This is a genomic window from Paenibacillus sp. EKM206P, from assembly GCF_011066155.1.
Lineage (GTDB): Bacteria > Bacillota > Bacilli > Paenibacillales > Paenibacillaceae > Paenibacillus > Paenibacillus polymyxa_D.
This window is the reverse complement of the sequence record NZ_JAAMNQ010000019.1, coordinates 1-20,226: the sequence shown is the minus strand read 5'-3', so window position 1 is coordinate 20,226 and position 20,226 is coordinate 1. Positions and strand designations below refer to the sequence as shown.

At 45.3% G+C, this 20,226-nt stretch carries 19 protein-coding genes and 1 riboswitch; of the genes, 7 read left to right on the top strand and 12 right to left on the bottom strand.

The features are described from left to right. Positions 1-133 precede the first annotated feature (133 nt). Positions 134-246: riboswitch (TPP riboswitch) on the bottom strand. A gap of 155 nt (positions 247-401) precedes the next feature. After that, entirely contained in the window at positions 402-1,145 is a 744-nt protein-coding gene (locus G9G53_RS24270) for an IclR family transcriptional regulator (RefSeq protein WP_165150762.1), read from the bottom strand. 300 nt (positions 1,146-1,445) lie between these two features. Here G9G53_RS24270 and G9G53_RS24265 point away from each other — a divergent pair, with 300 nt between their 5' ends. Together G9G53_RS24265 and G9G53_RS24260 are read left to right on the top strand one after the other, a co-directional pair. Next, positions 1,446-2,483 carry an alpha/beta hydrolase gene (locus G9G53_RS24265; RefSeq protein ID WP_029515779.1) on the top strand — a complete coding sequence of 346 codons (1,038 nt, stop codon included), beginning with the start codon at positions 1,446-1,448 and terminating at the stop codon, positions 2,481-2,483. Positions 2,484-2,739: 256 nt separating this feature from the next. Further along, positions 2,740-4,119, top strand: coding sequence for a Fe-Mn family superoxide dismutase (locus tag G9G53_RS24260; protein WP_029515780.1), 1,380 nt, complete (start codon positions 2,740-2,742; stop codon positions 4,117-4,119). Positions 4,120-4,323: 204 nt separating this feature from the next. Here G9G53_RS24260 and G9G53_RS24255 read toward each other — a convergent pair whose 3' ends face one another. The 7 genes from G9G53_RS24255 to G9G53_RS24225 all read right to left on the bottom strand — a co-directional run bounded on the left by G9G53_RS24255 (position 4,324) and on the right by G9G53_RS24225 (position 9,804). Next, positions 4,324-5,169, bottom strand: a complete 846-nt coding sequence (locus tag G9G53_RS24255; protein WP_165150760.1) for a lipoate--protein ligase family protein — start codon at positions 5,167-5,169, stop codon at positions 4,324-4,326. A 163-nt stretch (positions 5,170-5,332) separates the two neighbouring features. Next, positions 5,333-5,926, bottom strand: a complete 594-nt coding sequence (gene folE / locus G9G53_RS24250) for a GTP cyclohydrolase I FolE (protein ID WP_013308743.1) — start codon at positions 5,924-5,926, stop codon at positions 5,333-5,335. Between the two features lie 54 nt (positions 5,927-5,980). Further along, entirely contained in the window at positions 5,981-6,235 is a 255-nt protein-coding gene (locus tag G9G53_RS24245; RefSeq protein WP_013308742.1) for a YneF family protein, read from the bottom strand. Between the two features lie 107 nt (positions 6,236-6,342). Next, positions 6,343-8,091, bottom strand: coding sequence for a tRNA epoxyqueuosine(34) reductase QueG (gene queG, locus G9G53_RS24240; protein WP_165150759.1), 1,749 nt, complete (start codon positions 8,089-8,091; stop codon positions 6,343-6,345). A gap of 95 nt (positions 8,092-8,186) precedes the next feature. Further along, positions 8,187-8,624 carry a ribonuclease HI gene (rnhA, locus tag G9G53_RS24235; protein WP_023986996.1) on the bottom strand — a complete coding sequence of 146 codons (438 nt, stop codon included), beginning with the start codon at positions 8,622-8,624 and terminating at the stop codon, positions 8,187-8,189. A gap of 38 nt (positions 8,625-8,662) precedes the next feature. Next, positions 8,663-9,247 carry a signal peptidase I gene (gene lepB / locus G9G53_RS24230; RefSeq protein WP_165150757.1) on the bottom strand — a complete coding sequence of 195 codons (585 nt, stop codon included), beginning with the start codon at positions 9,245-9,247 and terminating at the stop codon, positions 8,663-8,665. Positions 9,248-9,378: 131 nt separating this feature from the next. Continuing rightward, the gene (locus G9G53_RS24225; RefSeq protein ID WP_029515785.1) at positions 9,379-9,804 is read right to left on the bottom strand and encodes a GNAT family N-acetyltransferase; all 426 of its coding nucleotides are present in this window, start codon (positions 9,802-9,804) and stop codon (positions 9,379-9,381) included. Positions 9,805-10,325: 521 nt separating this feature from the next. Here G9G53_RS24225 and G9G53_RS24220 point away from each other — a divergent pair. Beyond that, a complete protein-coding gene (locus G9G53_RS24220) occupies positions 10,326-10,940 on the top strand; it encodes a superoxide dismutase (RefSeq protein WP_029515786.1) in 615 nt (204 codons plus the stop codon). Between the two features lie 133 nt (positions 10,941-11,073). Continuing rightward, positions 11,074-11,565 carry a DinB family protein gene (locus G9G53_RS24215; RefSeq protein ID WP_029515787.1) on the top strand — a complete coding sequence of 164 codons (492 nt, stop codon included), beginning with the start codon at positions 11,074-11,076 and terminating at the stop codon, positions 11,563-11,565. 181 nt (positions 11,566-11,746) lie between these two features. Here the strand turns inward: G9G53_RS24215 and G9G53_RS24210 are convergent, their stop codons facing one another. Together G9G53_RS24210 and G9G53_RS24205 are read right to left on the bottom strand one after the other, a co-directional pair. Then, complete coding sequence (locus tag G9G53_RS24210; protein WP_029515788.1) at positions 11,747-13,180, bottom strand: PTS transporter subunit EIIC; 1,434 nt, start codon at positions 13,178-13,180, stop codon at positions 11,747-11,749. 24 nt (positions 13,181-13,204) lie between these two features. Next, positions 13,205-15,397: an alpha-galactosidase gene (locus G9G53_RS24205; RefSeq protein WP_165150755.1), complete on the bottom strand. Its 2,193-nt coding sequence runs from the start codon at positions 15,395-15,397 to the stop codon at positions 13,205-13,207. A gap of 174 nt (positions 15,398-15,571) precedes the next feature. Here G9G53_RS24205 and G9G53_RS24200 point away from each other — a divergent pair, with 174 nt between their 5' ends. Both G9G53_RS24200 and G9G53_RS24195 read left to right on the top strand, forming a co-directional pair. Beyond that, entirely contained in the window at positions 15,572-16,393 is an 822-nt protein-coding gene (locus G9G53_RS24200) for an AraC family transcriptional regulator (RefSeq protein ID WP_039270637.1), read from the top strand. A 348-nt stretch (positions 16,394-16,741) separates the two neighbouring features. Continuing rightward, positions 16,742-17,671: an AAA family ATPase gene (locus G9G53_RS24195; RefSeq protein WP_090738462.1), complete on the top strand. Its 930-nt coding sequence runs from the start codon at positions 16,742-16,744 to the stop codon at positions 17,669-17,671. Positions 17,672-18,153: 482 nt separating this feature from the next. Here the strand turns inward: G9G53_RS24195 and G9G53_RS24190 are convergent, their stop codons facing one another. Continuing rightward, a complete protein-coding gene (locus tag G9G53_RS24190) occupies positions 18,154-19,041 on the bottom strand; it encodes an NmrA family NAD(P)-binding protein (protein WP_029515792.1) in 888 nt (295 codons plus the stop codon). Positions 19,042-19,271: 230 nt separating this feature from the next. Here G9G53_RS24190 and G9G53_RS24185 point away from each other — a divergent pair, with 230 nt between their 5' ends. Continuing rightward, the gene (locus G9G53_RS24185) at positions 19,272-19,913 is read left to right on the top strand and encodes a TetR/AcrR family transcriptional regulator (protein WP_029515793.1); all 642 of its coding nucleotides are present in this window, start codon (positions 19,272-19,274) and stop codon (positions 19,911-19,913) included. 84 nt (positions 19,914-19,997) lie between these two features. Here the strand turns inward: G9G53_RS24185 and G9G53_RS26635 are convergent. After that, positions 19,998-20,226 (bottom strand): hypothetical protein (locus tag G9G53_RS26635; RefSeq protein WP_238796291.1); only part of this gene is annotated, 229 nt, incomplete at its 5' end.

Genomic DNA, 20,226 nt, shown 5'->3' with positions numbered 1-20,226 from the left:
GGTGGCGCTGATCTATGCAAAAAAGCCGGTTCCCGAGGGAACCGGCTAATCTAACGAGGCAGCTATCCAGACCGTGCACATGTGGAATAATCCTATTCCAATGCGTCACCGTAGACAGCAGCTGCGTATACATTTCAATGGCCGATTACTTCCCTACGCTGGTATGATCCAGATCAGGTGCAAAGGGTCCGGAATCTTACACGATTCCATCTCAGCCCGGCATTACAGGCTCCCCCAGTAACTGCGATACTTCTATTCACATGAGGCGGACATAACAGACATCCCGCCATCCTTATCAGACTACTTCAAATTTATGGCTTTGGCAACCCTTCTAGGTTCCATTTAGCAAGAAGACGCTCCTCACCAAATCACTTTGCTTGCTTCAACTGCATTCATTCTTGTTACGGAAGCATAAGCCCCATTTCCTTCGCCGCTTCGATCAAAATCGGAGCAAAGTCATGTAGCGTCTCGGGTGCAAGCCGGCTGACCGGACCGGATACAGATAAAGCCGCAGTGACCTGTCCCTTCCGGTTCACAATTGGTGCGGCCACAGCAGCGGCCCCTGGCTCCCGTTCTTCATAGCTGGTCGCATAGCCCTTCTCGCGAATGTCCTGCAGCTGGGCTTTATAGACCTCCGCGTCTACCGAGGGCGGCCATTCATTCCCGCTTAGCAGGGCTTCCAGCTCCTGCGGCGGCATAAAGGCAGCCAGCACCTTACTGGAGGCTCCTACAGCCAGCGGCATACGCGCACCCACAGGCGCAACCCTGCGGATCGCCTGATTGCTCTGCACGGCTTGTATGCGAATACGCATGTTGCCGTCCCGTAAGTACAAGCTGACCGTTTCGCCCAGACGGTCACGCAGTCCTTCCATTGCAGGCTGTAACAACACCGCCGGCTCGTCACTTTGGGACAAATGTGTGGATAGCTCCCAAATGCGGAAGCCAAGTCGATATTTTTCCGTTTCGGCATTCCGAACGACAAAGCCCCGATCCTCCAACGTAGTCAGCAGCCGATGAACCGTGCTTTTATGTAGACCAATTTTGGAGGCAATCTCCGTTAGGCCAAGATCCGAATCTGCGGTAAAACACAGCAATATATCAAGTGCACGCTCTACAGCGCGAACGGTTAATTTACGGTCTTCCATTCGTGAACCGCTCCTCTTGTATCCATATTCGTTTCACACTATGAAACATGGTTACATAAATTATATAGAATAGTCGCGGCTACTGTAAACCGATGTTTTTGTGACAACCATATTACAGAACGAGAACAAACATCGACAATTCTTTGCATCATTTTTACTTTTCCGGTTCAGGCGTTGACTTTGGATAACCCCCATCATACGATAATAGGTATCTATACGGATATACACTATCATTTTCAAGTGGAATTATACCTAAATTCTATTGAAACGAAGATCAATTTTATATAAGGAGGCTCTTACATGATTTCTACATCCCAGCGCAACTCTCAGCTACAGACCGCTGTTCAGGAGCCGTCCACCCCACTCTTTAATCCCCGTCTGCTGCGGTTCAAGCACGTTGTGATTGCTCTGCTGCTGTCGGTCGTTTTTTTTCTGTTGTTTTGTTTTATTGCCTTGCATGCTTACATCGCATGGGTACTTACGAATCCTACCGTCGCGCCGCTGTACTCTAATCCGATGCAGGCCAAAAACATGCCTTATGAGGAAGTCAGCTTCCCTGCCAAGGATGGTAGCCGCATGGTACAAGGCTGGTATATCCCGGCGGATCAATCGCGGAAAACGATTATTTTCAGCCATGGTTATGGAGCTAACCGCGAAGAAAGCTGGATTCCCATGTATGATCTGGCGCATTATGCCCACAGTTTGAACTTTAATGTGGTCATGTTCGATTATGGATTCGCGTCACAAAACAGCAAATCAGTCGCAACCGGAGGCAAAGCGGAATCCCAGCAGCTTCTCGGAGCGATCCAGCTTGCGAAGCAACGCGGCTCGTCGGAGATTATCGTATGGGGCTTCTCCATGGGGGCAGGAACCGCTCTTCAGGCGGGCTTGCAAACCAAGGATGTGGACGCAATGATTTTGGACAGCACTTTCCTGTTGGAGCCGGATACGCTGTACCATAACATTCACAATCAAATTAACCTGCCAAGACATCCGTCTTTGGAAATTCTGGAGTTGCTGTTTCCAGTCTTGAACGGCACCAGCTTGCATCAGATTCCATATCAGGAGGTTAAAAAGGAAAACTATCCGTTCCCGATCATGTTTGTGCATGGTACACAGGATGAAAAGGCTCCTTATCCTATTGCGGAAAAGCTCGCTGCCAATCAAACCAACCCACTTTCCAGTGTATGGATTGTCAAAAACGGAATACATGAGCTTATTTTCAGAGAGCATCCCCGTGAATATCTACGGCGGGTATCGACGTTTCTAAGCAGTGTACAGGAGCTGGAGGACAAGAAAACGATCGCTGATGCCCACAAACAAACGACTACAAAGTAAAGAATTATTTTTCAAAAAAACTGTATTTAATTCTTCACCTTGAAGAAGCCTGCCTACGGACACTAACCCGTGCCGTAGCTGGGCTTCTTTTTCGTTTACCATGGTATTCTTGTTCTACGTAACAGATGTGACCAAATTAAGCGAGTTCATAGACATATTCCCGATAGGACAGCGAATATACTGGGTACGTATGCATCCAGGGCAGATCTGCCAGATCCGCCGGATAGCCATAGTGGGATACGGGAGGTATAAAACGATGCTGAGTACTTATGGGTCTTTCCTGCCCTTACGTGTGCTGGAGGAAATTCGGCATTGGAAGCAGCAGGAAAGTTGGCATGTGGAAGTGATTAAATCCGCTACCGAGGGACTGGAGCCTACTTATGTACGGCTGCTGGATGATTGGCGGACTGTATTCGAACAGACGGAACGCACCGCCATAGAGTTGCTTGAAGAGCAACGGAGCGCACTTGATCCGGCAGATCAGGCGTGGCATCAGGAATGGAAACAGCTGTCGGCTGCCCCACAAGCACATACACACGAATTCACTGAACCTCCAAAACAGTCAAGGGGATTAGACGCATCATCATCTGTAAAGATGCCATCGTCAGAGTCAGCATTAAACGCTCAGCCTGACTCACAAGAATTAAATCGTCGATTGGACGATTTGCTACAAACCGCAAACCGCCAGTCACAGGAGTATGTACGGCAGCTCGGTCTGCTGAGCGAGCACAGTCATGCATTGCGTCAGCAGCCAAAATCCGCTGGAGTTGTATTACACGCGGCACATGAAAGCCAATATTTCCTAATCTCGACAACCCCCTTTCAAGAACCTGGCTCCATCGCAAGGGCTGCTGGGTTGTATCATGTAGCGACAGAGGGTGAGAATTACCCAGAGGAAGCGTTTCGAGAACGTCAGGCAGGCATAAGGGGAGAAGGCACATGGACGACTAAAGGCGTCAAATCCAGCCAGGCTCAACCTTCGGCAACGGAAAAAACCTCAATCGGCCGGTCGGTTCCTATTGGAGGACATCGACTCCCACCGCTCCCTTACCCCTATAATGCGCTTGAACCGTATATTGATGAAAAAACGATGCGCATTCACCATGACAAGCATCATTTGAGCTATGTGAATGACCTGAATAAAGCGGAAAAGAAGCTGGAAGAAGCCCGAAAAACAGGTAATTTTGATCTCGTAAAACATTGGGAACGCGAACTGGCATTCAACGGCGCAGGCCATTATCTGCATACTCTTTTTTGGACGATCATGAGTCCTCAAGGCGGTGGAAACCCAAGCGGACCGCTGGCTGAACAGATTAAAAAAGATTTTGGCAGCTACGATGCATTCAAAAAACAATTCAGTTCGGCAGCCGAAAAGGTCGAGGGTGGCGGCTGGGCGATCCTGGTATGGAGTCCGCGCGCGGGACGGCTTGAAATTTTGCAGGCCGAAAAGCACCAGAATCTGACTCAATGGGAGTCCATTCCGCTGCTGGCGATAGATGTGTGGGAACACGCATATTACTTAAAGCATCAAAACGAGCGCAACAAATACATTGAGGATTGGTGGCATGTCGTTAACTGGCCTGAAGTGGAAGCACGCTACGATCAAGCCTCCAAGCTGAGATGGCAACCCTTCTAGAGGTTGTTCAAAAAGTCGTCTTTCCATAACGAAGCTATTCAAGAAGCGGATTCGACGTCGAATCTTGAATTCAGCCGGGCCTTCCGTTGCTCACGTAGATCTGTCTACGCTCCGCTACTCAGTCCCTAGCTTCATCCAACTTTCTCGGTCCTGAAAAGCCGACTTTTTGAACACGCACTAATAGGCTTCTAAGCTAAAGACAAACTACACCTGCAAATCGTATCGCTCTCTGAGCGCTGCCATTTGTTCGGTCCATCCTTCCGGTTGTACCAGCCAGCTATCGGCAGGTAAAATGACTGTCTGGCTCTCGACGACACGGCGCAGAGATGCCGTGTACGCCTCAACAGACGGCACTCCAGCCAGCTCTGCCAGGCTCCCCATCGTTGCTGGATTCACCCGGGGATAATCCTGCTGCTGCACGCCTGTCGACGTATCTCCGGCTGCCTCTGTATAGAATTGCTGTACCGCCTGTGCACGCTCTGCACCGCTGCCCTCAATCATCACGAAGGCTGTGATGATATACGCCTTGGCTTGACGTCGCTGTGCAATGCCGCAAAACTTGCGGCCCCGGACGCTGACATCGTAATCCCCGGGACAGAAGGACCCGGGGATTTCTCCGGTCTGCGCCTCGCCAGACCACGGAACCAGCGCATCGGTAATTAGCCCTGCCATGAGCCGAAAATCTTCATGCAGGCTGATGGCCCGCTGTGGATTCGGCAGGATCAAGGACAGGTTCAGCATCCCCCTGTCCAGCATGACGGCCGCTCCCCCCGAGGGGCGTACGCATACCGAGGTTCCCGCGTTGCGCACTCGCTCCATCGCTTGTGGGGCGTAAGGGAGCCTGCGGTCCCGGTGACCAATCACAAGCGCTGACGGATGCCGCCAAAGATGCAAAATGGGTGCAGCTCCTTTCCCTACTTGCCGACAGGCCAGCTCCTCCCAAGCCAGCGGAGACAAAACGTCCTCCTGAGTGTCCGCAAGTGGTGCTTCAAACCACTGCAACTCAGGCAAAGCTGTTGTTTTTTCTGTTGATCTATGTACATTCTCCATACGTTATCCCCTATCTATAAAAATAACTGTTATCCATAGGCTAATCGTAATTTTAAGGCGGCTATCCCGTCGTCTATATCTGATGTTAACAAAAAAAGGTGGCTACGCCTATGCGTAAACCACCCTTTTTTTGTTCATCACATAAACGTCTTGCGATGTTCGATCAATCCTTAAGCAGCGACAGAAACTCTGCGCGCTGCGCAGCATCATCACGAAACGTACCGCGTACCGCAGACGTTACTGTTTTGCTGCCAGGCTTTTTGACACCTCTTGCACACATGCACAGATGCTCGCCTTCTACGACTACCATAACCCCGTGAGCGGAGACCGCTTCATTTAAAATATCAGCGATCTGTGATGTAATACGCTCCTGTACCTGCAATCGGCGGGTCACTGCCTCTACCAGGCGTGCAAGCTTGCTCAATCCTACAATTTTGCCGCTGGGTACATAGCCGATATGCACTTTTCCGAAGAAAGGAGCCATATGGTGCTCACACTGGCTGTAATAGACGATGTCCTTCACGATCACAAGCTCCTCGTGATTCTCGTCAAATGTCACACCCAACGCATCCCGGGGATCAACCTCATAACCCGCAAATATTTCCTCATACATGCGCGCAACGCGTGCCGGTGTTTCCAACAACCCTTCACGCTTGGGGTCCTCACCGATCAGTTGTAAAATCTGCTCCACATGGTACTCGATTTTATCCCGGTTATCCGCAGCTTTGCGGTTAATATAATCTTTTACGCCAGCCACAGTAATCCTCCTCTATGCAGCAACCTCATGCGGCATCCGTACTCACGTTGCTCATTATTTCCGACGGCCCTGATTTTTACGCGGACCAGGCTGATTTTTGGAGAACTGTTGGTTCTTCATCATCTGCTGGGCTTTTTGCATTTGTTTCCCATTCAGGTTGTAACCCATCTGTTTGGCCATTTTTTGCAGCGTTTCAGGGTCGTTTTGCATCTTTTCAAGCTGTTTACGAAGATAATAAGCACCGATGAAAAATCCCCCAACCAAACCAGCAATCAGGGTAATAATCGGAATGACAATATTCCACACCACGAAGTCGTCACCTCTGTATATTTATATGAAACATCTTGAATTACACACGAACCTATCATAGCAAAACATGGGACAGCTAGCAAATCACTTTTTGCAAACATATGTCCTTATTGTTTCTCCAAATCCAGCAGCTTCGTCTTAACTGGCAAGCCTCCAGCATAACCGACCAAACTTCCATTAGCACCCGATACCCGGTGACATGGAAACAGAATGGGTAACGGATTTTTGTTATTGGCTTCACCCACAGCACGTACCGCCTTGGCTCGTCCGATCGATTCCGCAATATCTTTGTAGGACACACTTTGTCCGTACGGAATATTTTGCAGTGCACGCCATACCTGCTCTTGAAAAGGGGTGCCTCTCAAATCATAGGCTATACTGAATTCCCGTCGTTCTCCGGCAAAATATTCACGCAGTTGATCCGCGGCTTCGCACAGCTTTTCCGGCTCCTGCACATAGACGTATTCCCCAATCCATGTTCGGGCCCATTGCTGAAGCAGTGCTTCCTTCGCGTGAAAAACGCCATAGTCTATTCGACACACCCCCCGATCCGTAGCGCACAGCGTCAACGTGCCCACAGGTGTCTCCATCTCATCATAATAAATCGCCGTTGGACCCTGTGAATCCCCGGCCGTTACTTCTGGTTTTGATAATTCAGATGCCTTTTGCTCTTCTGCCTGCTCTTGTTCCTCTAGTTTGGAATGCGCTTGCGCGATCATTTCGCGTACTTGCTCATGTTGTTCCTTCTCTGATGCTTGCTTGATCGCTGTCATAGCGTTTTCCCCTCCTATTCGACTCAAAGCCCACGCCGCCGTGCCTCGCAGCTCGGGACGCGGATCATCCAATAAAACCTCCGTTAACTTGGGCACCGCACTGATATCCTTGAAATTGCCCAGTCCAATGACTGCATTGCGTTGAATGGGCTTCTTCCCCCGCCAAGCCGCCGCACTTTGACCAAATCGGTCTTTGAATTCACGGTTGCTCAAATCCAATAACGGCAGCAGCAACGGCTTCACAATTTCAGGATCGGGTGTAAGCTCGGGATGGTGATCCCAGTTGAGACCCCGATTTTTGGGGCATACCATTTGGCAAGTATCACATCCGTACAGCCGATTCCCTATCTTCCGCATAAACTCCTCATCCAGAAAGCCCTTCGTTTGCGTCAAAAAGGATACGCACCGCTGGGCATTCAGCTGTCCAGGACCCACAAGCGCGCCCGTAGGACAGGCATCCAAACATTTGGTACATTCGCCGCAACCCTCCGTTACCGGTTCATCTGGCTGGAAAGGAATGTTCGTCAACAGCTCACCTAGATAAATCCATGATCCCAGCGTCGGTGAAATCATCATCGTATTTTTGCCGCTAAAGCCAATCCCTGCACGTTCCGCAACGGCTCGATCCGACAGTTCTCCGGTATCCACCATATTTTTCATAATGGCATCAGGCACCCGCTCACTTATAAAAGCCTCAAGCTTTTCCATCGCTTCGCGTAGTACCAGATGATAATCTTTCCCCCAGGCTGAACGCGCCAAAATACCACGGTACTTCCCCTTGTCCGACTTCGGCGGGTCCTTCATTTTGGAAGGATACGCCACCGCAATAGCAATCAGAGATGCAGGCTGTGAGCCATACAGCTCCGGGTAGATCCGCTTATCAATATCTGGCTCCTCAAAGCCGGATTCATAGCCTTTCGCACGATGCTCTTCCAATATAGCTTTCAGAGACAGAAAGGGGTCGGCGGATGCGAACCCGATGGAGTCGATACCCAGCCCTGGAGCCGCCTCAATAATTTCCTGCTTGAGCGAAGCCCAAGTCGAAGCGGTTCCGGCAGCCGCCTGAGTCAATCCGCGTTGCATCCGATACTCACCTCTCTTCCACTTTTTATCATTACAGATATGAGGATTTGCAAAATTCTCATATCTCAAATTTCAACAGAAAATAGCAGCAGATGCTACCGTAAATTTTTAACAGCACTGGTCGCCAGAAAATCACAGCGATTATTCAGTTCGTTGTCACTGTGCCCCTTAACCTTCACATATTCAACCTCATGCTTACCCATCAGTTCCCACAGCTCTTCCCATAATTCCTTATTCTCCACTGGCTGATTTTTACTGTTGCGCCAGCCATTACGAAGCCAGTTCTTAATCCAGCCCTGTTTGAAGCAATTGACGACATAGGCAGAGTCACTGTGTACTTTCACATGGCAAGGCTCCTTGAGCAGCTTCAGTGCTTCAATCACGGACTTAATCTCCATACGGTTGTTTGTCGTCATTTTCTCGGCACCTGACAGCTCCTTACGATGCTCCCCATACAGCAGAACGATCCCCCAGCCCCCAGGACCCGGATTTCCCGAACAAGCGCCGTCGGTATATACCATCACTTCTTTCATCATCCTCTTCCTTTCCTTAATTTCAGACTTTAGTTGCTCTATAGCCATTTCCACTCAGATATCGGCCAAAATATAAATTCTGCACGTCCCAGTAAATCTTGAGATTTAATGCTGCCAAAATAGCGGCTATCCTTGCTTGCTGCAGTATGGCGATTATCTCCCATGACAAAAAAGTGCCCCGGTTCCACCGTAAAAGGACCATAATCACCATCCTCCACGTCAGAGTTAGTGTAAGGTTCATTTAGCAGTTCACCGTTCACATACAAATGATTATGTTCAACTCGGATTACATCTCCGGGAATACCTATGACTCTTTTCACTAAAAATCTTGGGTTCGACAGCTTGGAATCGGGATCTTTTAAAATCACAATGTCCCCCCTGCCCGGATCATGAAAATTATAAACCAGCTTGTTAACGAACAAATGCTGGCTTTCCATTAGCGTCGGCTGCATCGAATGTCCTCTAACCGTGGACAAGTTAAATACAAACAGGTTCAGAAGCAGCAAGACGACCATAGCGATCAGAAGAGTGACTAACCAATCGCGTATGTAACCAGAGCGACCTGCTTGTTTGGACGTTTCCGGCGAGGGAGGCGGGCCTGACGAAGGAGCCAAAGCGTCCATAATTAAACCTCCTCAACCCTGTTATAAATAGAAAAGCATATCCCGTACCCGATTGCAACGGTTACTCAGATATGCTCTAAATGTAAATATTATACTTAATGTTATTCAATTCTCTTTATTTCGATTTCCAATTAATGAGGCGCCAAAATACTCAGCTTCTGAAAAGCCTGTAAAATCTGGCTTGCTCCATAGCCCATCGCTTCGTACAAAGGCATGGCCACACTGTTATGCTTGTCCCCCGCTACCCAAATACGGCTAACCTTACGTTGCTGAAAACGCTGCTCCATGGACTCCACAAGCGATTTGCCGATTCCCATCCGACGACGATCCGGGTGAATAGCGATACGATAGTAACAACCATCATTCTGATCGATCGTGCCGATCAAAGCACCCACGATCTCTCCCTCTTCTTCTGCAACGATAATCAAACCGGAATCCCACGAAAGCTGACGGGCAAATGCTTTCACCGTCTCTTTGTAGCACTCCTCTGACAAGGCAATTTGCATGAGTTCCGTTACTGAGTTCACATCACTTAATTGAAAGGAACGAACGTGCATAAGTAATATCTCCCTTTTCGTAAGCATAATAAAAAAATTGAGACAGCACCGTCATTTTTACATAAATCCTTAAATTTCTTATCATGGTGTTAATCACAAGGCATTATGATAAAAATGCATACGATCTGCTATATATGAAATGAAGAACAGGAAAAGGGTGTATGCCCTCAAGTTCGTCATGTCATAGACATGACAGATTATAGCAGACGACAAAAAAGCCGAAATTTCTGCTTCCTTGACCATTAAACCATACTTTTTGACGGAATACATCCCTTTTTCTCATGTAAGCGCTGTATATAAAGCGTTTACATTTTAATGTTCACAATTTACCTCTTATTACCTATGTATTGTGTATTCCAAGCGGGTTTTTGGACATGCTATCTACCAGGCCGTATTGCCCAGTTTGCTATTTTACAAACAAAAATGTTGATTAAATAGGCTGAATGCGGTTTAATATAACTGTCGAGGGTATTATTACATAGGAACACTTACCCAACCATATAACCAGGAGGGATTTTACTATGGCATTTCAATTACCAGAACTTCCTTACGCAAAAGACGCATTGGAACCGCACATTGATGCACAGACAATGGAAATTCACCATGATCGTCACCATAACACATATGTTACAAACTTGAACGCAGCTCTGGAGAGCGCTCCCGAACTGCAAAGCAAAAGCCTGGAGGATCTGATCTCTAATCTGGACAGCGTTCCAGAAAGCATCCGCACTGCGGTTCGCAATAACGGTGGTGGACATCACAACCACAGCCTGTTCTGGGAAGTTATCGGTCCTAACGGTGGCGGACAGCCAACAGGTGCAATTGCTGAAGCAATCAACAATGAACTGGGCGGCTATGACAAATTTAAAGAAGACTTCACTAAAGCAGCTACAACTCGTTTTGGTAGCGGCTGGGCTTGGTTGGTTGTCGGCAAAGACGGCAAACTGGCGATCACTAGCACTCCAAACCAAGATAGCCCGCTGTTTGAAGGTCTGACTCCGGTACTTGGACTGGACGTTTGGGAGCATGCTTACTACCTGAAATATCAAAACAAACGCCCAGACTACATTTCAGCTTTCTACAATGTAATCAACTGGGATGAAGTCAACAAACGTTACGCGGCTGCAAAGAAATAAGCCAGTAGCAACATTCTTATCCTATAATAAGGGCTGTCTCAAAAGTAGATTTTCTACGAATGAGACAGCCCTTTTGGCATTCCATGGTAAACTGGTGGAGATGATTCTCAAATATGGCTCTGGAGGTTGATGGATGCAGACTTTTTTTCGTTACAACTGGATGATTCGGGAACAATGGTACCGCTGGTGTGAAGAGGTGTCGCAGGAGGAATTACTGAAACAACGCGTCGGCGGAGTCGGCGGCATTCTAAAGACACTCTTTCATATCGTTGATGTGGAGTGGAGCTGGATTCAAACGATTCAGGGCAAACCCGACTTTCAGGAGGACTTCTCTCTGTATGATACGCTCGACAAGGTCCGTGAGCTGGATGCGAAGTTTCGACTCAATGTCGAGCCGTTCGTGCTCGCCTGGCATGATGGTCTGGAACGGAAAAGGTTTGAAGATCACCTCCCGGACGGCAGAATTGTAATGGATGCCTGGGGCGAGGTGATGCGCCATGTCATTGCCCACCAAATCCACCATATTGGGCAATTGTCCATATGGTCTCGGGAGCTCGGCAAGCCTCCGGTTTCGGCCAATGTAATCGGCAAAGGGCTGATTGAAAGCGATGGTGGCATCGATTAGCTTTAACGAATGTACATGCATACCTATGTAAAACTTAGGGCCATCCTCGGTCGTTTATAACGACGGAGGACGGCCCTTTTAATTTTTCATCTATGCTCTCTTGTCCATTCCACAAATATTCTCTTCCTTTAACCGTTTTCATAAAAGCTTAATTTTTTCAACCTGCTAATGTTCTTTTGGTTCAGGCTCGTGACCTCTTGCTCTTGATAGCACCGTAAGCCAAGGTAAATAATGCCCCACATAACAGGGCAATAAGATGAGCGACAAGATAATTGATATGACCGTGATAATCCGACGCTGCAATTGCAAAGCCCGGAAGAGCCGTGGTTCCGAATCCTATGGCTGTCAGTTTACTTAAATATACATATGCTCCCGCAACCATTCCTCCGAGGCATCCAGCAACTAAGGGGAACTTATACTTTAAAGTGACCCCGAAGATCGCTGGTTCCGAGATTCCAAAAAGTACAGACCCGAATGCAGAGTAACCCATTTCTTTAACTTTAGTGTCTTTGCGATTCAAAAGAATATACCCCAAAACGGCGCCCCCTTGAGCCATCAAAGCTACTGATGCCAATGGGTTGATAAAATTTCTGCCTGTATCGGTTAACAGCTGCGCTTCTACCGCACCCATAACATGATGTAAACCTGTAATAACAATGATCTGCTGAATGCCTGCAAAAAACATAAAACCGAATATTCCAAGATTTTGCGTCATCCAAAGCAGCGAAACGGTGACTAGACTGGCCAACTCTCGCCCAAGAGGGCCGATAATCGTAAACAATAGCAGGGAAGAAACAAAGACCGTCAGCAACGGAGCCAAAAATAATTTAATCATGTCTGGAACCTTTTTGTTAAAAAACTGATCCAACTTGGCTACCACGTATCCCATCATTAGAGCAATAATAATACCACCCTGAAATCCAACCAACTGTACGGGAAGGCCGAAAAGACTGATCGATTCCGGATTTTGACTCCCTTTAGCTACCTCAAAGGCATCCGCCAGGGCCGGATGCAGCATAATCGCACCCAGCACAAGCCCCAGAATAGGACGACCGCCATATCTCTTGGTTGCAGAATAAACAACAAGCAGCGGCAGGATGGTGAAAATACCCGTGGAAACGATTTGAACAAAGCGATTAATCCCTTGAAAAATTGGATACATCTCCACAATCGATTTAGGACCAAATAACCCCTTCTGACCTAACAGCCCGGTTATCCCCATTAACAATGCGGCGGCGAGAATTCCCGGCATGATCTCAATGAAGACATCTGACAGCGATTTAATGGCTTTTTGAAAAGGATTTTGCTTTTGTGCGGACTTTGATTTGACATCACTTAATGACATATCTTCTGTTCCGGTCAGTTTGGAGAACACGGCATAGATATTATTGACCAACCCTGCTCCAAAAATGATCTGCAGTTGATCCCCCGCTATGAAAACACCTTTAACCAGATCAATATCTTCAATCTTCTTTAATTCCGCTTTTTCATTGTCCTCAAGTACAATTCTTAATCTTGTGGCACAATGGGCCACACCGATAATGTTCTCTTCACCACCGATATATTTTAAAATTTCTTGAGAAATGTGCTTATACCGCTTTTCTTTTGCTTCCATCTAGTAAACCCTCCTCTAGCTGAATCAGATCTCTTCTTTAACAAATCTCCAGAACATGCCTAAAAAGTCCTGCTTCACCCTGGCAAGCGTTATGCCAACATGCATTAATTCATCACCGCCGAACAGCTCACCGGTTTCTACATTTCTATAAACGTAGTCTGGATTCAAACCTTTGAATTTTAACGTTTTAATCGCGGCAGCGGGTTGGGATAAAACCTTGAAATAGCTGGCCGCCATTTCCGTTTGATCCTCTGACACAAAGCTCCATGCGGCTTCATTTTCATCAAACGGATTAATCATTCTGTAAAAATTTCCAAACTGAATGAGCGATCTCATTTCTTTATATAGAGCTATCTGTTTTTTCACCACTTCTTTTTCTTCAACGGTTAATGTCGTCAAATCCAGCTCATATCCTAAATTCCCGGCCATGGCGACATAACCTCTTGTCTCCAAGGGAGTTATTCTACCCACTTGATGGTTGGGTACTGTGGAAACGTGTGCCCCCATGGTAATTGGCGGGTAGACAAGACTTGTTCCCCATTGAATTTTCAGTCGGCAAATGGCATCCGTATTATCGCTCGTCCAGGTCTGAGGCATGTAATAGAGCATGCCGGCATCAAAACGGCCTCCTCCACTAGAACAGCTCTCGAATAAGACATTGGGGAACTTTGATGTAAGCTCTTCCATAATATTATAGAGTCCCAGGATATAACGATGCGCAGTCTCCCTTTGTCTCTCAGGTGGCAAGGCTGCCGAACCCACATCCGTCATGTGACGATTCATGTCCCATTTTACATAAGTAATTGGAACATCCGATAAAATATCGGAAACCGATTTAATAACGTATTCACACACTTCCTTCCTCGATAAATCCAACATAAGCTGATTTCTTCCCAACGTATACGGACGATCAGGGACATGGATACACCAATCGGGATGCTTTCTGTATAAGTCGCTGTCTATGGATACCATTTCAGGTTCAAACCACAAACCAAACTCCATACCCAGATTTCGAATGCGGTTTGCAAGATCCGGCAATCCATCTGGAAGTTTGCGACGATCCACCACCCAATCGCCTAATGAAGTATTGTCATCATCTCGTTTTCCAAACCACCCATCATCCAATACAAACAGCTCCACTCCCACACTTTGAGCTTCCTTCGCCAACTGCTCAATCTTGTTGGCATCAAAGTTAAAGTAGGTAGCTTCCCAGTTATTAATCAGGATCGGCCGCTCCTTGTCACGAAAAGGCCCACGGCATAATCTGTTCCTGTATAAATCATGATAAATTCTCGACATACCGCCCAAGCCATTTTCGGTGTATACCATGACCACTTCTGGCGTTTGGAACGATTCCTCTGGTTCAAGCAGCCATGTGAAATCAAAAGGATTAATCCCCATCGTGACTCTTGTGTTCCGATAGGAATCTACCTGCGTCTGGGCCGTAAAGTTCCCGCTGTACACCAGATTAAAGGCGTATACTTCGCCCTGATCTTCATCTGTCCCTTCTCTTACAAGTGCCATAAAGGGTGCCTGATGAGGGCTGCTAGCGCCACGGCAGCTGTCTACCATTTGAATTCCGGGTACAATTTTTCGCCTTGCTATATTTTTTTCATTGTTATGCGCACCATACAAGGTAATGAGTTCATATTCATCATCTCGAAAATCCACACTGGCACTTAACGCTCTAAGCAGTTTTAGCTGTTGCCGACCTTCATTCTCGAAACGGACTGAACGGGTAATGACATCCCGCTTTTGATATAGGCTATAGGATAGTACAACCTTTACATCAATTAATGGGTCTTCAAGGACGATTTCCAGTGTTGCTACTTCGCCATCATCCTCTGCATACGTAGAAGGAAGCCCTTTCAATTTTGGTTTGCCTTGGAAAACCCGATGTTCTTTATACCGAAAATCGGTCACGGTAGAACCATTCTCCAATTGAATCTGATACGCAGGAATCCTGAAATCACTATTCCCAAATGACGGATATTCTTGTGGGATGGTATCCAGTGAAAAGGCTCGATCCTCGCCATCGGGATTGGGCGAAAATCCTCTATCCATAAAGATGATTTTATTGCTCCCCCGATAGTTCTGAATTTTCTTTCCCCAATACAGATGGGATAAATAACCACCTCGTATAACCTGCATGACATAACTGGTATTGCTGCCTTGTAAATGGAATAAAAGCTTTTCTTTATCGATGATTATAGCCATAGTGACCCCCTTGTAGCGCCAATAGTAATATTTTCAAAAAGTATAAATTATGTTGTTTGCTTATCGTTTACATTCTAATAATAATTGAATAGTTTTAATAATTATATGGAATAATGTAGACTCTATATGAAACAGTGTGATAATATGCAGAGATGAATTAAGGGGTGAAACCAAATGAGTTCGCATTTTTCCAATCATTCCTATAACAATCTGGATCTCAATCTATACACATGTGGCAAAGAGAGCTGTACCAGCAAACACTCTTATGGTCCAGCCATTCGAAGCGGATATATGGTGCATTTTATTTTAAAAGGAAAAGGGATCTTTAAAGTCAACGATAAAATCTATCATTTGGAGAAAAACGATGCTTTCTTTATTGAACCGAAGGTTTTAATTTACTACGAAGCGGATGAGCTTGACCCATGGGAATATGCCTGGATTGGTTTTAATGGGGTGCAAGCAAAAGAATATCTAAGCCGGACCTGTATCCATAGGGACAATCCCATTTTCCGGTTTGAAGCGGAGGGCAGCCTTGCCCGCTGTATGGAGAGCATCGTGGTTTCTTCTACGCTGAAATCCAACAAAGACCTGTTGCTTACATCCAAGCTGTATGAATTTCTGTATCTGATGTTTGAACTTTACCCTAATCAGGAAGTCAACCCTGAGGTAAGACAGCAGCGGTATATTAAAGAAGCGCTTCTCTTCATTCAACAAAACTACTCACACTTCATTACCGTAAGTGATATTGCTAAGTACATTTCAATTGACCGTTCGTATTTGCATCGTTTATTTAAACAGCAACTCAATAAGTCACCGCAGGAATTTTTATTACATTTGAGGATGGAAAAATCGTGCTCCCTATTAAGAAATACTTCCCTTAAAATCGGAGATATTGCTCGGTCTGTAGGGTATAAAGATGTACTCCTATTCTCCAAGATGTTCAAAACGGTCAACAAGGTAACTCCATCCGAATACCGAAAAAATCACCAAAAATAACACCTTCGCTAGCAAGTAAGTTAGGCATATTCCTCCCAGAAAACAGAAAAATAGCGGCAGCATGGATCAACCTCATGTCCATACTGCCGCTATTGTCAAAAGAAAATAAAGTTCTAGACTGAAAAATAAAGTATTAGACTGACGTTGCTTCATTAAGCTAACGAGCAGATTAGCACAACCAAGATAAGATAAGTAGATTTCGTCTGCTATAATACCTACATCGACTATGAATGGAAGGGGATTGAGCAATCAATGCTTTTAGAAGAGGAAGCTCCCACATTATTGAGGGAGGTTTACTAGTTGAAAACTTCAAATTGAAACGGAAGAGAAAACATAAGAGCAGGTTAGATGAATTACGGAGGAATGAAAATGTATTTAGATAAATTCATATTGCCTATAGATGAAGAATCCTCATTGATAGAACAAAGAATGGCATACAATGGCGGTAGGTTTGGATATGTCGACGAAACTTACCCATGTGGCATTTTCTCAAAAAATCGGTTTTCCGAATTGAGCTTTTCAAAAATCACAATTTTATATGGAGGAAACGGCTCGGGGAAAAGCACACTTCTAAATCTCATAGCGAATAAATTGGAACTAAATCGTATTGCACCATTCAATTCAAGTGAATTGTTCAGTTCATATGTTGAACATTGTAAATTTGAACTTGGACTTGACGACGAGGGATTTAAACATCGAATTCCAAATGGAAGTAGGATAATCACAAGTGACGATATTTTTGATTATATGCTTACAGTCCGCACAAACAACGATGAAATCGTGGATAGCACAGAAGATATAAGATCGGAATGGGGAAATCTGAAATTCGGCAATACAGTGAAAATGAATAGCATGGATGATTATGAAGCATTGAGGTTACAGGTGCTCTCAAGAAAAAAATCAATTTCACGCAGGGAGTTTATTCGCAGAGTCGCCGGCACCGAAATTAAACTGAACAGCAATGGGGAGACAGCCCTGAGTTATTTTAATTCCAAATTTAAAAATGACACATTATATTGTTTGGATGAACCGGAGAACAGTCTATCTCCTAAAATGCAGCTTGAACTTGTCAAAATGATAGAGGAAATGGCTCACTATTGCGGATGTCAATTTATCATTGCAACGCACTCACCGTTTTTACTGGCGATGGAGTTTACAAAAATATATGATTTAGAAGCTAATCCAGTCGACATAAAGCAATGGTGGGAATTAGAAAACCCAAAAGTGTACTTTGATTTTTTCAATAAGCATAAAGGGCTGTTTCTACACAATAAGTAAAGAAACAAGATTTGAACAAAAATATATCCGCCGCGTATATTAAAAAAAATTTGAGCTTATTTATTTATCGCTGATTACGCTAACGGGGAAACGATAGCTCAATAAATTGGCTTTTACCACGCCTTATTTAATACCAAAGAGAGCCTATCCCTTTATTAATTGGAAATGATTTAACCTCCAAATCAAAGTGATGGGCTTATTTTCTTTCTCCTAAGCACTACACTACATTAGACTGACGCTATTTCATTAAGCTAACGAGCAGATTAGTTTAAAGTCAATCGATATGAACCTTATCACAGGTAAGGTTATTTTTTTGTGCGCATTCATCAATAAAGAACAAAGCTCGCTGTCACTTCAGCGAGCTTTGTTCTTTATATGTCAAAACCAAGTCATAGTAAACCCTATTCGAGGTCTCAAGTTATCGAAAGAAATAGCGCACTTAGGCGCGTTCTCATCCGCAGGTTAAACAATATTCTCGCTGTTTAAACAGATTTAATATACACATCTGCAAAAACTTTTGCAAAGTCTTCGACCTTGACTTTACCGAGGTGGTAGTCGGTGGCACGGAGGCTGACGTAGAACTCGTCGGCGTTCTCGCAGGCGCGGTTCATTTGGGCAAAGGCATTGGCAGTGTTTTCGTGGAAGCCGATTTTTTTCATATTCTCAGCAAGAGCTTCAACGGTGATTTGTTGGTATTTGGCCTCGATACCATTCTCAGCAAGGGCATTGAGCCAGTCGTTACCTGTGGCCCAGTCACTAACAATGAACTTCGCACTTTTACCCGATGGGGTGTGAGAAATCAGGGCGTAAGCGACGTCCGCGATATCAACGGGGCTGACCCAGCCTTGTGGGATGTCAACTGAAATTGGGCTGAAGATGGTCTGCTGGGTTTTTAGGCTTTGCATGTCGGCAAAAAGATTGCTGTAAAAGCCGACAGGGCGGATGTGGACAACGTTCACGTCTTCAAGCGAGTTTAGCGCTTCTTCTGCAAAATGATAGCTGTAGAGAATGCCGGCGTTTGGGTTGTCGGCGCCGACTGAGCTGAGGTTGACGACGTTTTTTACGCCTGATTTTAGCACAGCGGCCTTATAATTTTCAGAAAGATCAATGGCGGTCTGCCACATGTCGGTGCCAGAGGCATAATTGATACCTGATATCATGAGGTAGACGACGTCGCTACCTGCAAAAGCCTGCGCGAGGAATTCGACGTCGAGGTTTGAGCCGACCGCTGGTTCGGCACCGAGCGCTTTGATGTCGGCGATACGATCTTTGGAGCTTGTGATGACGGTAACATCGTGGCCGTCTGCGATTAGGGATGGGAGGTAGTTGCGGTTAATATTGCCGAGTGAGCCGAGAACTGTGATTTTCATTGTGTAATCTCCTTTTTTAATGTGATTTCGAGAAATGGATATCGCTTATTGGGACCGTTATCCCTTCCTTGATTGGATATTCATTACAAGAGAGATTATACATCGGATAAATAAACTAAGTAAACTAATTTAATAAAATTAGTTAATTTAATAATCTTTTTAAACATTGTTTATTGATACCTCTATTTTGATATAATATGATTTGACGAGCGGTAGAGGAGGCTTCAATCGTGAGAAAACCCATGAGCGCAGATCAATATCTTAATAAAATCAAACCTGTAATTAGAAGAACCAGATTCAGCCAACTGAAAATTGACGATATCGCAAAACATATGGATATTAGTAAAGTGACGCTTTACAAGCATTTTTCATCCAAAGATGAAATCATCGAACAGGTTGTAGAGTATGGAATTCAGTACTTGCAGCAGGCTGACACCGTTGTATATGATGATTCCGTTTCATATATTGATCGCTTTCAAAAAACGTTTCTGGAATCGTTAATAGGTGTTATTTATTTATCCGATTTGTTCCTGCAAGACCTTAAGGAGTTTTATCCACGACTTTTTGAAAATATTTCCGTTGCTCAACAAAATAGAATTAAAAATTTACAATCTTTTTTTCAATCCGGTATGGATAAAAAGATTTTTAACAGAATGCACGTTGCGCTGTCCTTAGTTCAAGACGATGCTACGCTTCGGCGCATTATGGAACCGACCTTTAGTATTCAATGGTATGATCTCACCTTGAAACAAGCCGTTATGGAATTTTATAAGATGAAACAGTATCAAGTGATTAGTCCTGAGTATCTGGATACTGTTGACGATTCCGTTATCGAAAAAGAAATCATTCGTATTTTACAAACCATTTCGTGAACGCGTTCGTTTCTCCCGACTTGCTCTTATTGATGCTGTCGTCCGTTATCTGAGTAATCGTTGTAAAGTTTGTAGCTTATAACGCTAAGAAGGCCCTCCGTGTAGATGACCATTAAACTTGCCGTTACAAACAGCACGGTGAACCGTATCACAGTAAGTCATTATGCTAACGGAAAACGATAGCTCATAAAAGACAAGAAGGCAGCCGATCATAGTGATCGGCTGCCTTTGTTTAACTATACCAGCTAATAGCTTGTCAACATTTCCAGCAAAATAATTAGAAACCTTATGGTATAGTGAAAAATAAGCATGC

Bases quoted from the DNA above. Each gene is read 5' to 3' on its own strand.
- G9G53_RS24270 (WP_165150762.1), bottom strand. From the start codon at position 1,145: ATGGAAGACCGTAAATTAACCGTTCGCGCTGTAGAGCGTGCACTTGAT.
- G9G53_RS24265 (WP_029515779.1), top strand. From the start codon at position 1,446: ATGATTTCTACATCCCAGCGCAACTCTCAGCTACAGACCGCTGTTCAG.
- G9G53_RS24260 (WP_029515780.1), top strand. From the start codon at position 2,740: ATGCTGAGTACTTATGGGTCTTTCCTGCCCTTACGTGTGCTGGAGGAA.
- G9G53_RS24255 (WP_165150760.1), bottom strand. From the start codon at position 5,169: ATGGAGAATGTACATAGATCAACAGAAAAAACAACAGCTTTGCCTGAG.
- queG (WP_165150759.1), bottom strand. From the start codon at position 8,091: ATGCAACGCGGATTGACTCAGGCGGCTGCCGGAACCGCTTCGACTTGG.
- rnhA (WP_023986996.1), bottom strand. From the start codon at position 8,624: ATGAAAGAAGTGATGGTATATACCGACGGCGCTTGTTCGGGAAATCCG.
- lepB (WP_165150757.1), bottom strand. From the start codon at position 9,247: ATGGACGCTTTGGCTCCTTCGTCAGGCCCGCCTCCCTCGCCGGAAACG.
- G9G53_RS24225 (WP_029515785.1), bottom strand. From the start codon at position 9,804: ATGCACGTTCGTTCCTTTCAATTAAGTGATGTGAACTCAGTAACGGAA.
- G9G53_RS24220 (WP_029515786.1), top strand. From the start codon at position 10,326: ATGGCATTTCAATTACCAGAACTTCCTTACGCAAAAGACGCATTGGAA.
- G9G53_RS24215 (WP_029515787.1), top strand. From the start codon at position 11,074: ATGCAGACTTTTTTTCGTTACAACTGGATGATTCGGGAACAATGGTAC.
- G9G53_RS24210 (WP_029515788.1), bottom strand. From the start codon at position 13,180: ATGGAAGCAAAAGAAAAGCGGTATAAGCACATTTCTCAAGAAATTTTA.
- G9G53_RS24205 (WP_165150755.1), bottom strand. From the start codon at position 15,397: ATGGCTATAATCATCGATAAAGAAAAGCTTTTATTCCATTTACAAGGC.
- G9G53_RS24200 (WP_039270637.1), top strand. From the start codon at position 15,572: ATGAGTTCGCATTTTTCCAATCATTCCTATAACAATCTGGATCTCAAT.
- G9G53_RS24195 (WP_090738462.1), top strand. From the start codon at position 16,742: ATGAATTACGGAGGAATGAAAATGTATTTAGATAAATTCATATTGCCT.
- G9G53_RS24190 (WP_029515792.1), bottom strand. From the start codon at position 19,041: ATGAAAATCACAGTTCTCGGCTCACTCGGCAATATTAACCGCAACTAC.